The organism is Achromobacter sp. ACM03 (assembly GCF_014851665.1).
GTDB classification, from domain to species: Bacteria; Pseudomonadota; Gammaproteobacteria; order Burkholderiales; family Burkholderiaceae_B; genus Achromobacter; species Achromobacter aegrifaciens.
On sequence record NZ_JACVAD010000003.1, the window covers coordinates 597324 to 609906 of the forward strand.

Consider the following 12583-nt stretch of genomic DNA (forward strand, 5'->3'; position numbering starts at 1 on the left):
CCTCATTCCCGGGCCAGGGCCTCGACGGGATCCAGGCGCGCGGCATTGCGCGCCGGCAAATAGCCAAAAAGCACACCGATCAGCGTCGAGCAGCTGAACGCCGCCACCATCGATGTCGTGGAATAGATCATCTGGAACGACCCGCCCGTGGCCTTGGACACCAGCACGCCCAGCCCCAGGGACAGCACGATGCCGATGGCGCCGCCTATCAGGCACACCAGCACCGCTTCGATCAGGAACTGCTGCATGATGTCGCTGCGCCGCGCCCCCACCGCCATGCGCACGCCGATCTCGCGGGTGCGCTCGGTCACCGACACCAGCATGATGTTCATGACGCCGATGCCGCCCACCATCAGCGAGATCAGGGCAATCATGGACACCAGCAGCGTCATGGTGGCGGTGGTGCGTTCGATGGTCTTGCGGATCGCGTCCGTGTTGAACACGAAGAAATCCTTGGTCACGTGACGCCGCGTCAGCACGCGCACGATGGCCTGCTCCGCCGCGGCGGGCGGCGAGGCGTCATTGACGCGCACTGTGATGCTTTTCAGATGCTGCTGCCCCAGCACGCGCGACAGCGCCGTGGTGTAGGGGACCCACACGTTCAACGAATCATTGCTGCCGAAGACGGTTTCTTTCTTTTGCGTCACCCCGATCACGCGCGCCGGCATCGACCCCAGGAATACCACCTGCCCGATGGGCTCGGTATGCGAGCCGAACAGCTTGCGCCGGGTGGCGTCATCGATCACCACTTCCTGCGCACGCCGCAGCACGCTGGTCTCGTCGAAGAACTTGCCCTGGGCCAGCTTGATGGCGCGCACGCGGAAATATTGCTCGCCCACGCCCTGGATCACGCCGGTCACCGACACGTTGCGATAGCGCAGCGTGTTGCTGGTGGAGACTTCCGGCGTAACGCTGTCCACATAGGATTCGCGCGCCAGGGCGTCGGCGTCGGCCGGCACCAGGGTGCGGATATTGACGGCCTTCTCGTCGCCGAAGTCCTTGCCCGGAAAGATCTCCACCGTGTTGGTGCCGATCTCGCTGATGTCGTCCAGGATCTTGCGGCGCGAGCCTTCACCCAGCGCCACCACCGACACCACGGCCGCGATGCCGATGATGATGCCCAGCATCGTCAGCGAGGTGCGCAGCCGGTGCGCATTCATCGCCAGCAACGCCATGCGCAAAGCCTCGCGGCAACGGTCCAGGTAGGCCTGCCACACAGGCCGCGCGGCCAGCGCCGGCGCATCTTCCTTGACGCGTTCGCGCCGCGGCGCGTCGGGATTGCGCTTGTCGGCGACGATCTCGCCGTCGCTGATCTCGATGATGCGCTGGGCGTGGCGCGCCACATTCATATCGTGCGTGACGATGATGATGGTGTGGCCGGCCGCGTTCAGTTCTTCCAGGATGCGCAGCACTTCCTGGCCGGTGTGCGTATCCAGCGCGCCGGTCGGCTCGTCGGCCAGGATGATGTCGCCGCCGTTCATCAGCGCCCGCGCGATGCTGACGCGCTGCTGCTGGCCGCCGGACAGTTGGCCGGGCCGGTGCCCGGACCTGTCGCCCAATCCCAGCCGCTTGAGCAGTTCATCGGCGCGTTCCAGGCGCGCCTCGCGCCGCTTGCCGGCGTAGACGGCCGGCACCTCGACGTTGCCCTGCGCGGTCAGATCGGACAGCAGGTGGTAGCGCTGGAAGATGAAGCCGAAGTGCTCGCGGCGCAGCTCGGCCAGTTCGTCCGGGTCCAGCTCGCCCGTGCTGCGCCCGTCGACCCGGTACTCGCCGCGGGTGGGGCGATCCAGGCAGCCCAGGATGTTCATGAGCGTGGACTTGCCCGACCCGGACGCACCCACGATCGCCACCATCTCGCCGGCCTCGATAGCCAGGTTGACGTCCTTCAGCACCGCGATGGTCTGTTCGCCCGCGGGAAACTCGCGGCGCACGCCCGTGAGCGATATCAAAGGCCCGCTCATGTCAGGCCCCCGGCGCAGCCGCGGCCGGCGCGGCATCCGCCGACACGACGCGCTCGCCCACCTCCAGCCCTTCCAGCACCTGCGCCTGGACGTTGTTGTTCATGCCTATCCTGACCTGGCGCGTTTCGGTCTTGTTGTCCTTCAGGACCACGCGCACGGCGTAGCGGCCGTCCTCGCCGCGCTTGCCCAGCGCCGAGGCCGGCACCACGACCGTGTTCTTGGCCTCCCCCAGCACGATGAAGACCTGGGCGGTCATGGAGATGCGCAGCTTCTCGTCCGGATTGGGCACGTCGAACAGGCCGTTGTAGTAGACGGCGGCGGTGGTGGAGCTGCCGCTGGTCGATCCGGTAAGCGAAGACGCCGCGTCGTCCTTCTGCACCGAATCCGGCGCCGGCTCCACGGCGCGCAGGGCGGCGCGGTAACGCTCGTCGGGTTCGCCCAGGATGGTGAAGTACACCGGCAGGCCGGGCTTCACGCGGGTCACGTCGGCTTCCGAGATCTGCGCCTTGATGGTCATGGTGTCCACCTGGGCCACCTTGATGATGGTGGGCGCGCTCTGGATCGAGTTGACGGTCTGTCCTTCCTTGGTCACCACCGCGACCACCATGCCATCGATGGGCGAGACGATGCGCGTATAGCCCAGGTTGACCCGGGCGGTGTCGACCTGGATCTCGGCCTGCGCGATCTGTGCATCCAGCGAGGCGATTTCGGCGCGGGTCACGCCCAGCGTAGCCTCGGCGCTCTCGTAGGCCTCGCGCGAACTGGCGTCGGCCGCCAGCATCTGCCGCTGACGGCGGAAGGCCAGCTCGGCCTGCTTCAGCGTGGCGACCTTGGCGGCCCGCTCGGCGCGCCGGGTCTGCAAGGCGGCCTCGGCGTTGCGCAGCTCGTTCTGCTGGGTCATGTCGTCGATCTCGGCGACCAACTGGCCCTTTTTGACGCGGTCGCCCAGCGCCACCTTCAGGGATTTGAGCTGGCCGGTAGCCTGGGCGCCGACGCTGACGCGTTCGATGGCGTCGATGGTACCGCTGGCCAGCACGCTGTCTTCAAGGTCGGCCCGGGTGACCTCGGCCACCGCGAAAGTGGGCGGCGGCGGCGCGGAAAAGAATGCGGCGCGCACGCCGAAACCGGCTAAAAGCAGAAAAACGGCGATCAGGGCGTAGCGCTTGAACTTGCTGCGAGACTTTTTCATTGAACCTGTCGGATGTGGCGCTGGAAATCGAGCCAGCGCCGGTATTGCGAATTGCGGACCGGACAAGGGGAGGCTTGCCCACGCTGCCTGCACATCCTAAACGTCTAGTGCGTCCGAACCATCGACGATCTGTGGCGAAACGGTGAAAAACAGTAAAGCGGAACGGAACGTCAAGGTCCGCGTGATTGTTCCGTTGCATGAACGATACAACGCTTTGTCCGTCACCCACGCAAGCCCTCGCACGCAGATGCGGCGAACGTGCCGCCATCTTGCGCCATAAGCATGCGACTTCGCCCCTAGATAGCCGCCATCATGCGATTGGCGCCAAAATACGTTTGCGGCGCTGCAAAACAGCAGCGCCTCGACATAGGGCGACGATATGGCCAGAATGAACGCAGTTACGCCGTATCCGTGTCCACTTCTCATAGATCCCCCTCTTCGTCACCCAGTTCCCCAGAATTTTCCGGGGCGGTGCTTTTGTGCCTGCTGGCCATGATGAATCACGTGGCGCTCACTGGGGGACGGATCACGGTTTCCCTCACCGCGCTGCAGATGGGGCTGTCGACCTTCAAGGTGGGCACGCTGGTCGCGGTGTTCGCGGTGCTGCCCATGCTGTTCTCTGTGCGCGCCGGCCGCTGGGTTGACCGGGTCGGCATTGTGCGGCCGCTGGTCATCGGCACGGCCCTGGTCGCCTCGGGCACCACGCTGCCCTTCATCTCACAGACCCAGTTCGCCCTGCTGATAGCCTCCTGTTGCATCGGCATCGGCTTCATGTTGCATCAGGTCGCCACGCAAGACCTGCTGGGCCACGCGGAACCGGCTCAACGGCTGCGCAATTTCTCCTTTATGTCGCTGGCGCTGGCGGGGTCCGGATTCTCGGGCCCGCTGATCGCCGGGCTGGCGATCGACCATCTGGGGACGCGTCTGGCCTTCGGCCTGCTGACCTTGGGTCCGTTGCTTTCGGCGGGCGGCCTTTATGTCTTGCGTCACCAATTGAAGGCGGTGGATTCGCAGCTGTCAGGCAAAAAAGAGGCTGAAAAGCGGCGCGTTACTGAATTGCTGGAAGTGCCGGCATTGCGCCGCATCCTGATGGTCAACACGATTTTGTCCGGCGCGTGGGACACCCATTTGTTCGTCGTGCCCATTTTCGGCGTCGCCATCGGCCTGTCGGCCACCACCATTGGCGTCATTCTTGCGTCCTTCGCGGCGGCTACTTTCGTTATCCGCCTGATATTGCCCTTCATCCAGCGCCGCGTGCGATCCTGGACGCTGGTGCGGGTAGCGATGGCGACAGCCGCCATTGATTTCATGCTTTACCCGCTGTTCACCGACGTTAACGTCCTGATCGTGCTGTCTTTCATCCTCGGGCTGGCCCTGGGCTGCTGCCAGCCGAGTATGCTTTCCCTGCTGCACCAGCATTCGCCGCCGGGCCGCGCCGCCGAGGCCGTGGGCCTGCGGATGGCCCTGATCAACGGCTCGCAGGTGTCCCTGCCGTTGACCTTCGGCGCGCTCGGTGCGGTAATTGGCGTTGCCCCCCTCTTCTGGGCGTACTCCGTGGCCCTGATGGCCGGAGGCTGGGCCAACCGCAATCCCCCGATCGAATCTGAACGCAAAGCGTAGCCGTGAACATGCAGTCCTCTCCTCCCGCCGCCGGCAATTCCGGCGCCAGCCTGCCCTTTCGTCTTTGGACTGCGCAAGAGCGGCAGGAATCACTGGACGAGGCGCTGCGCCACTGGCAATCGGGCGAAGACGTGTGGGTCTACGGCTACGGCTCCCTGATCTGGCGGCCCGACTTCGACTTCGTGGAGCGCCGGCTGGCAACGCTGCGCGGCCACCACCGGGCGCTGTGCCTGTGGTCGCGGGTCAACCGCGGCACCCCGGAATGCCCGGGTCTGGTATTCGGCCTGGACCGGGGAGGCTCCTGCCGCGGGGTGGTCTACCGCCTGGCGGGCGACCAGGTGCCGACCTATTTCCCCGCGCTCTGGGAGCGCGAGATGTCCACTGGCGCCTATCTGCCCCGCTGGATCAACTGCGCCACCGATACCGGCACCGTGCGGGCGCTGGTCTTCATCATGAACCGGGACAATCCGGCCTACATCCGCGCCCTGCCCGAACCCGAGCTGCTGGCCATCGTGCGCCGCGCCGCCGGACGCTATGGCCCCTGCACCGAATACGTGGTGCAGACCGCCCAGGCGCTGCGCGCCGCCGGCATCCATGACGCCCGCCTGGACGCCATCGCGCGCCGGCTGGAGCTGGACGGGCACACCCTGCCGGAAGGCGCCTGAGGCCCGGCCTCGGGAAATCTTGCCTGCGCCCTGAGCGGGGTCAATGAGGGTACCGCCTCCCAGGCGGTATAAACTCCTTGTTATCAACGCTGAACTACTAGCCCCATGTCCGTCTCTGATCTGCGTCAAAGCTACGACAAGAACGTGCTGCTCGAAGGCCAGGCCGCCGCCTCCCCGTTCGAGCAGTTCACCCGCTGGTTCGACGAGGCCCTGGCCGCCAAGGTCCCCGAACCCAACGCCATGACCCTGGCCACGGTGGACGCCAGCGGCCAGCCCAGCGCGCGCATCGTCCTGATCAAGGGCTTCGATGAGCGCGGGTTCACGTTCTTCACCAATTACGAATCCCGCAAGGGCCTGGACCTGCAGGCCGAGCCGCGCGCCAGCCTGCTGTTCTTCTGGCAGCCGCTGGAGCGCCAGGTCCGCATCGAAGGCGTGGTCGAAAAAGTGGCCGGCGACGAGTCGGACGCCTACTACCACAGCCGCCCCGCCGGTTCGCGCATCGGCGCCTGGGCCTCGCGCCAGAGCCAGCCCATCACCCGTGAAGAGCTGGAAGCCCGCGAACGGGAATTCCGCGAGCGTTTCGGCGAACAGCCGCCGCGCCCGCCGCACTGGGGCGGCTACCGCCTGAAGCCCACCGCCTTCGAATTCTGGCAAGGCCGGCCCTCGCGCCTGCATGACCGCCTGCGCTATGTCGCCGACGGCCAGGCCTGGAAGATCGAACGCCTGTCGCCTTGATGCCGGGCGCCGCGCGCCCGCCCCCAATTAACGATTGCATGACCGCCTCCTCCCCTGATTTTGACGCCGCCTTTTTCCGCACCGCGCTGGGCCGTTACGCCACGGGCGTGACCGTCGTGACGACCGCCGACCCCGATGGCGCGCCCATCGGCCTGACGGTCAGCTCCTTCAACTCCGTGTCGCTGAACCCGCCACTGGTGCTGTGGAGCCTGTCGCGCAGTTCGTCGTCGCTGGCCGCCTTCGAGCAGTGCGAGCGCTACGTCGTCAACGTATTGGGCGCGGAGCAGATCGCGCTGGCGCGCCGCTTCGCCACCGGCAAGACGCCGGACCGCTACGCAGGCCTCACGGTGCATCACGCGCCGGGCGGCACGCCCATGCTGGACGGCCACTGCGCCGCCTGGTTCGAATGCCACAACCGCAGCCGCTACGTCGAGGGCGACCATGTCATCATGGTGGGCGAAGTGGAGCGCTGCGGCCATAGCGGCGAGCCGCCGCTGGTCTTCCATGCCGGCGGTTTCGACCTGACCCCGGCTGGCGCCCGTTCGGAAAGGAAAACGCCATGAGCGTGGATGTGGATTGCGTCGTCATCGGCGCGGGCGTGGTGGGCCTGGCGATCGCGCGCGCGCTGGCCCAGTCCGGACGCGAGGTGCTGGTGGCAGAAGCCACCGAGGCGATCGGCACCGGCACCAGTTCGCGCAACTCCGAAGTCATACACGCCGGCATCTACTACCCGGCGGGCAGCCTCAAGGCCCGGCTCTGCGTGCGCGGCAAGCACCTGCTTTACTCCTATTGCGCCGAGCGCGGCGTGCCCTACAAGCGGCTCGGCAAGCTCATCGTCGCCACCACGACGGAACAGGCCGCGCAGCTGGAGGGCATTGCCCAGCGCGCCCGCGCCAACGGCGTGGACGACCTGCAGTTCATTTCCGGCGAGGACGCCATGCGCCTGGAGCCCGCGCTGCGCTGCACCGCGGCGCTGTCCTCGCCGTCCACCGGCATCGTCGACAGCCATGCGCTGATGCTCTCGTTCCAGGGCGACGCCGAAAACGCCGGCGCCCAGTGCGTCTTCCACACGCCGCTGGTGTCCGGCCGGGTCCGCCCCGAAGGCGGCTTCGAGCTGCAATTCGGCGGCGACGACGCCATGACCCTGAGCTGCAACGTGCTGATCAATTCAGCCGGCCTGCACGCGCCGGCGCTGGCGCGCCGCATCGACGGTCTGCCCGCGTCCAGCATCCCCAAGGATTACCTGTGCAAGGGCAGCTATTTCACTCTGTCCGGCCGCGCGCCGTTCTCGCGCCTGATCTACCCTGTGCCGCAGCATGCCGGCCTGGGCGTGCATCTGACGCTGGATCTGGGCGGCCAGGCCAAGTTCGGCCCCGACACCGAATGGGTCGAAACCGAGGACTACACGCTGGACCCGGCCCGCGCCGACGTCTTCTACGAGGCCGTGCGCAGCTATTGGCCGGCCCTGCCCGATGACGCGCTAGCGCCCGGCTACACCGGCATCCGCCCCAAGATCTCCGGCCCCCACGAGCCCGCGGCCGATTTCGTCATCGCCGGCCCGGCCGCGCATGGCGTGCCCGGCCTGGTGAACCTGTTCGGCATAGAATCCCCGGGGCTGACCTCCAGCCTGGCCCTGGCCGAAGAGACCCTGGCCCGTCTGAACGGATGATCCCCACGCCGCGCATGCCGCGCGTGGCGCCATCAACAAATACTGTCACCTCTTCTCCTTTTTCTCCTCTCCCTGAACCATGCAGCACAACGACTACATCCTGACCCTGTCCTGCCCCGACCGCACGGGCATCGTGTACCGCGTCAGCGGCCTGTTGTTCGAATTGGGCTGCAACATCCTGGATTCGCAGCAGTTCGGCGACGAAGAGACCGGGCGCTTCTTCTTGCGGGTGCACTTCGACGTCCCGGCGGGCGTAGCCGCCAGCGACCTGCGGGCGCGGCTGGACGGGATGTCGGCGGAGTACGGCATGGAGCTGAAGCTGCATGACGCCCGCCGCAAGGAACGCCTGCTGATCATGGTCAGCAAGCAGGGCCACTGCCTGAACGACCTGCTGTTCCGCGTGCACAGCGGCCATCTGCACGCCGAAGTTGCCGCCATCGTCTCGAACCACAACGACTACGCCAGCCTGGCGGCGTCCTACGGCATCCCGTTCCACCACCTGCCGGTCACCGCCGACACCAAGGCGGAACAGGAAAAGCAGGTGCTGGCCCTGGTCGATCAGGAAGGCATCGACCTTGTGGTGCTGGCCCGCTATATGCAGATCCTGTCGGAAGACATGTGCCGCGCGCTGAACGGCCGCGCCATCAACATCCACCACAGCTTCCTGCCCAGCTTCAAGGGCGCCCGCCCCTACCACCAGGCGCATGCGCGCGGCGTCAAGATCATCGGCGCCACCGCCCACTACGTGACCTCGGACCTGGACGAAGGCCCCATCATCGACCAGGACATCGAACGCGTGGACCACACGATGACCGCCCAGGACCTGACCCAGGTCGGCAGCGACATCGAATCCCTGGTGCTGTCGCGCGCCGTGCGCAGCCACGTCGAGCACCGCATCCTGCTCAACCGCAACAAGACCGTCGTCTTCCGCTGATCCTCAGCTTGCGGATCGCCGTCCGGCGGATTCGCCTGGCGGCGGATCCTCGGGCGCGCCTGCCCCCAGCGGGAACTGGCGCGCCGCCATTTCCACCGCCTTTTCCTGCAGCGGCGAACGCGCAGCCTCGGGCCAGATCATCTGGCTGACCGAGCGGGCCGCGTGCTCGAAGGCAATGAAGCGCGTCCCCGCCAGCCCGCTGCGCGACAGGCAGGCCGGCACGATGGACACGCCCAGCCCCTGCGACACCAGCGACGCCACGCTCAGCCAGTGCCTGACCTCGTGCCGGATCACGGGCATGAAGCCCGCCGACACGCACATGGACAGCACCGTCTCGTAATAACTGGGCGAAGCGGCCCGGGCGAAGAACACGAAGTCGTCCGCGGCCAATTCCGCCAACCGCAGGGATTCCCGGCCGGCCAGGGGATGCGCCTGCGGCAGGCACACCACGAAAGGCTCGGCCATCAAGTCGCGCGCCAGCACGCCTGGCGGCACCGGATTGGCATGGATGAAGCCCAGATCCTGCTCGCCGCGGCGCACGGCCTCGATCTGGTCATGGGAATTCAATTCGGTCAGCACATGTTCCACGTCGGGCAGCTCGGCGCGCATGGCGTTGAGCAGCGCCGGCAGGCCGCGGTACAGCATGGAACCGACGAAGCCGATGCGCAGCCGGCCGCGCAGGCCCGCGTCCACGCGCTGCACCAGTGTGCGCACCTCTTCCGCCTGGCGCAGCAACGTCAGGGCTTCCCGGTACAGCACCTGGCCGGCGTCGGTCAGCTCGACGTGGCGGCTGGTGCGGGTCAGCAGGCGCGCGCCGACGTTGTCCTCCAGTTGGCGGATGGCGTAGCTGAGCGGCGGCTGGGAAATGTGCAGCCGCGTGGCCGCGCGGCTGAAGTGGCGTTCTTCGGCCACGGCGATGAAATAGCGCAACAGGCGCGGATCCAGGTCCATTTGTCTCCCCTGGGACTGCAATCCATACTTTTTTTGGATTGTTCTACACACAAACAGTATTTGTATAGATTAATCCATGCAAGCACCATCACAGGCATCGTTCCCGTCTTCAGCAGGATGCCGCCATGGATACCCCCGTCAAGACCGCGCCCACCGCCGCCACGCCCGTTCCGGATTCGCGCGGACAAAACCTGTTCAGCGCGGACCCTTACGCCGAGGCGCTCAGCCGGCGCTACCTGCCGCCCGCGCTGCACGCCCACCTGCTGCCCCACCTGGAACGGCTGGGCGCGCTGGCAGGCGGCGTCATGGACGAACTGGCCGCCACCGCCGACAAGCACCCGCCCACGCTGTCCGTGCGCAGCCGCGCCGGCGCCGACGAGTCCCGCATCGACAAGCATCCGGCCTACGTCGAACTGGAGCGCCTGGCCTACAGCGAATTCGGCCTGGCGGCGCTGTCGCACCGCGGCGGCGTCCTGGGTTGGCCCGAACCCATGCCCGCGGCCGCCAAGTACGCGCTCAGCCACCTGTTCGTGCAGGCGGAGTTCGGCCTGTGCTGCCCGGTCAGCATGACCGACTCGCTGGCTCGCACCCTGCGCAAGTTCGGCGACCCGGAACTGGTCGAGCGAGTCCTGCCCGAAGTGACCTCGCAGGATTTCGATGCGCTGCGCCAGGGCGCCATGTTCATGACCGAACAGGGCGCCGGGTCCGACGTCAGCGCCACCGAAGTGACCGCCACGGCGCAGGACGACGGCACCTGGCTCATCCACGGCGACAAATGGTTCTGCTCCAATCCGGACGCAGGCTACGCCATGGTGCTGGCGCGCAGCGAAGCCCAGGCCGGCCTGAAGGGCGTATCGCTGTTCCTGCTGCCGCGCGACCTGGCCGACGGCACGCACAACCACTACCGCATCCTGCGCCTGAAGGACAAGCTGGGCACGCGCTCGATGGCCAGCGGCGAGATCCGCCTGGAAGGCGCGGTGGCCTGGCTGGTGGGCGAGCGCGGCCGCGGCTTCAAGCACATGGCCGACATGATCAATAATTCGCGCCTGTCCAACGGCATGCGCGCCGCCGGCCTGATGCGCCGCGCCGTGACCGAGGCGGTCTATGTCTCGCAGCACCGGCGCGCCTTCGGCAAGCGCCTGATCGACATGCCGCTGATGCAGCGCCAGTTGGTCAAGATGACGGTCTGGGCCGAACAGGCCCGCAGCGTGATGTTCCAGACGGCGCGTGCGCTGGCCGACGCGGACCAGGGCGCGGCCGATCCGGCGCTGGCGCGCATCCTCACGCCGCTGATCAAGTTCCGCGCCTGCCGCGATGCGCGCAAAGTGACCGGCGACGCCATGGAAGTGCGCGGCGGCTGCGGCTACATCGAGGAATGGACCGAACCGCGTCTGGTGCGCGACGCCCACCTGGGCTCCATCTGGGAAGGCACCAGCAACATCGTGGCGCTGGACGTGCTGCGCGCCATCACCCGGGAAAACTCGCTGCCGGCGCTGCGCAGCCATATCGACGGCCTGCTGGCCGCAGGCCGCCCCTGCCCGCCCGAACTGGCCGACATGCAGGCGCGCGCGCTGGAGCAGACCTATGCCCTGGCCGAACACGCCGCGCAGGCCGACCGCCCCGAGCTGGCGCGCCAGGCAGCTTCGCTGCTGTACCACGCCGTTTCCATGGCCGCCCTGCGCTGGGAAGCCACCGAACCCGGCCTGGAAAGCCGCGCGCTGCTGGCCGACCAGGTGCTGCAGCATCGCCTGGGCCCGCGCGATCCCTATGCCATTGCGGCCGACGAAAGCACGGCGTGCCGCGCCATCCTGCAATACGCGCTGTAAGAACCGACGCCGGCGGCACAGCCGGCGCGCAACCACTGGAGACAAGCATGAACCGAACCTTCGCCCCTTTGCTGCTGGCGGCTGCCGCCGCCATCGCCCCCGCCGCACCCGCGCTGGCCGCGGACGCCTATCCCTCGGCCCGGCCCGTGACGCTGATCGTGCCCTTCCCGCCGGGCGGTCCCACCGACGCCCTGGCGCGCAGGCTGGCCGACAAGCTGCGGCAACCGCTCAACCAGAACGTCATCGTCGAAAACCGCGCAGGCGCCGGCGGCAACATCGGCTCCGAGTACGTGGCGACCGCCAAGCCGGACGGCTACACCCTGCTGTTCGGCACCTCGGGGCCGCTGGCGATCAACGTCAGCCTGTACAAGAAGCAGGGCTACAACCCCGAGACCAGCTTCGCGCCCATCATCCGCATCGGCCACCTGCCCAACATCCTGGTGGTGAACCCGTCGGTGCCCGCCAACAATGCGCAGGAACTGATCGCCTACGCCAAGAAGAATCCGGAAAAGCTGAGCTACGCCTCGTCGGGCAACGGCGCCTCGTCGCACCTGGCCGGCATTCTCTTCAACAATATGGCCGGCACCCAGATCATGCACATCCCCTACAAAGGCACGGGACCGGCCCTAAATGACCTGCTGGGCGGGCAGGTGTCGATGTCGTTCACCGACATCCTCACCGCGCTGCCCTACATCAAGGCGGGCAAGCTGCGCGCCATCGGCCTGGCCAGCGCCCAGCGCTCGGATGCGCTGCCCGACCTGCCGACGCTTTCCGAGCAGGGACTCAAGGGCTACGACGTCAGCGTCTTCTTCGGCATCGTCGCGCCCAAGGGCACGCCGGCTGACGTAGTGGACACGCTGAACCGCGCCTTCAAGACCGCGCTGTCCGATCCCGAGGTCGCGCAGACGCTGCGCAGCCAGGGCATCGTCGAAGCCCAGGACCAGACGCCGCAGGGCCTGGCGACCTTCATCTCGGCCGAAGTGCCCAAATGGCGCGACCTCATCAAGAGCGCCCACGTTTCCATCGACTGAAC

The 12583-nt window shown here is 67.2% G+C and carries 11 protein-coding genes; 8 read left to right on the forward strand and 3 right to left on the reverse strand.

Features of this window, described 5'->3' with window-relative positions; translation table 11 throughout:
• Window positions 1-2: 2 nt before the first annotated feature.
• Window positions 3-1961 carry a MacB family efflux pump subunit gene (locus IB257_RS18470; protein ID WP_054457614.1) on the reverse strand — a complete coding sequence of 653 codons (1959 nt, stop codon included), beginning with the start codon at window positions 1959-1961 and terminating at the stop codon, window positions 3-5.
• 1 nt (window position 1962) lies between these two features.
• Window positions 1963-3150, reverse strand: coding sequence for an efflux RND transporter periplasmic adaptor subunit (locus IB257_RS18475; RefSeq protein ID WP_054457433.1), 1188 nt, complete (start codon window positions 3148-3150; stop codon window positions 1963-1965).
• Window positions 3151-3561: 411 nt separating this feature from the next.
• On the opposite strand from IB257_RS18475, the gene IB257_RS18480 reads away from it, so the two are divergent.
• The 6 genes from IB257_RS18480 (at window position 3562) to purU (ending at window position 8773) form a co-directional block, all read left to right on the forward strand.
• Window positions 3562-4770: an MFS transporter gene (locus IB257_RS18480; RefSeq protein ID WP_370540112.1), complete on the forward strand. Its 1209-nt coding sequence runs from the start codon at window positions 3562-3564 to the stop codon at window positions 4768-4770.
• Window positions 4771-4772: 2 nt separating this feature from the next.
• Window positions 4773-5435 (forward strand): gamma-glutamylcyclotransferase, encoded by a 663-nt coding sequence (locus tag IB257_RS18485; protein ID WP_054457436.1) that lies wholly within the window; start codon window positions 4773-4775, stop codon window positions 5433-5435.
• Between the two features lie 105 nt (window positions 5436-5540).
• On the forward strand, window positions 5541-6170 hold the full coding sequence (gene pdxH, locus IB257_RS18490; RefSeq protein WP_054457438.1) for a pyridoxamine 5'-phosphate oxidase: 630 nt from the start codon (window positions 5541-5543) through the stop codon (window positions 6168-6170).
• 38 nt (window positions 6171-6208) lie between these two features.
• Window positions 6209-6733, forward strand: a complete 525-nt coding sequence (locus IB257_RS18495) for a flavin reductase family protein (protein WP_059371570.1) — start codon at window positions 6209-6211, stop codon at window positions 6731-6733.
• Window positions 6730-7839: an NAD(P)/FAD-dependent oxidoreductase gene (locus tag IB257_RS18500; protein ID WP_175159396.1), complete on the forward strand. Its 1110-nt coding sequence runs from the start codon at window positions 6730-6732 to the stop codon at window positions 7837-7839. The genes IB257_RS18495 and IB257_RS18500 overlap by 4 nt, the downstream gene beginning before the upstream one ends.
• 79 nt (window positions 7840-7918) lie before the next feature.
• The gene (gene purU / locus IB257_RS18505) at window positions 7919-8773 is read left to right on the forward strand and encodes a formyltetrahydrofolate deformylase (protein WP_119452128.1); all 855 of its coding nucleotides are present in this window, start codon (window positions 7919-7921) and stop codon (window positions 8771-8773) included.
• A 3-nt stretch (window positions 8774-8776) separates the two neighbouring features.
• Here the strand turns inward: purU and IB257_RS18510 are convergent, their stop codons facing one another.
• Window positions 8777-9724: a LysR family transcriptional regulator gene (locus IB257_RS18510; RefSeq protein ID WP_054457446.1), complete on the reverse strand. Its 948-nt coding sequence runs from the start codon at window positions 9722-9724 to the stop codon at window positions 8777-8779.
• Between the two features lie 125 nt (window positions 9725-9849).
• Here IB257_RS18510 and IB257_RS18515 point away from each other — a divergent pair, with 125 nt between their 5' ends.
• Together IB257_RS18515 and IB257_RS18520 are read left to right on the forward strand one after the other, a co-directional pair.
• Window positions 9850-11550 (forward strand): acyl-CoA dehydrogenase family protein, encoded by a 1701-nt coding sequence (locus tag IB257_RS18515; protein WP_054457447.1) that lies wholly within the window; start codon window positions 9850-9852, stop codon window positions 11548-11550.
• A gap of 47 nt (window positions 11551-11597) precedes the next feature.
• A complete protein-coding gene (locus IB257_RS18520) occupies window positions 11598-12581 on the forward strand; it encodes a tripartite tricarboxylate transporter substrate binding protein (protein ID WP_054457449.1) in 984 nt (327 codons plus the stop codon).
• Window positions 12582-12583: the final 2 nt, after the last annotated feature.

What these genes read in the sequence shown, in the direction of transcription:
- IB257_RS18470 (WP_054457614.1), bottom strand. Translation starts at nt 1,961, where the DNA reads ATGAGCGGGCCTTTGATATCGCTCACGGGCGTGCGCCGCGAGTTTCCC.
- IB257_RS18475 (WP_054457433.1), bottom strand. Translation starts at nt 3,150, where the DNA reads ATGAAAAAGTCTCGCAGCAAGTTCAAGCGCTACGCCCTGATCGCCGTT.
- pdxH (WP_054457438.1), top strand. Translation starts at nt 5,541, where the DNA reads ATGTCCGTCTCTGATCTGCGTCAAAGCTACGACAAGAACGTGCTGCTC.
- IB257_RS18495 (WP_059371570.1), top strand. Translation starts at nt 6,209, where the DNA reads ATGACCGCCTCCTCCCCTGATTTTGACGCCGCCTTTTTCCGCACCGCG.
- IB257_RS18500 (WP_175159396.1), top strand. Translation starts at nt 6,730, where the DNA reads ATGAGCGTGGATGTGGATTGCGTCGTCATCGGCGCGGGCGTGGTGGGC.
- purU (WP_119452128.1), top strand. Translation starts at nt 7,919, where the DNA reads ATGCAGCACAACGACTACATCCTGACCCTGTCCTGCCCCGACCGCACG.
- IB257_RS18510 (WP_054457446.1), bottom strand. Translation starts at nt 9,724, where the DNA reads ATGGACCTGGATCCGCGCCTGTTGCGCTATTTCATCGCCGTGGCCGAA.
- IB257_RS18515 (WP_054457447.1), top strand. Translation starts at nt 9,850, where the DNA reads ATGGATACCCCCGTCAAGACCGCGCCCACCGCCGCCACGCCCGTTCCG.
- IB257_RS18520 (WP_054457449.1), top strand. Translation starts at nt 11,598, where the DNA reads ATGAACCGAACCTTCGCCCCTTTGCTGCTGGCGGCTGCCGCCGCCATC.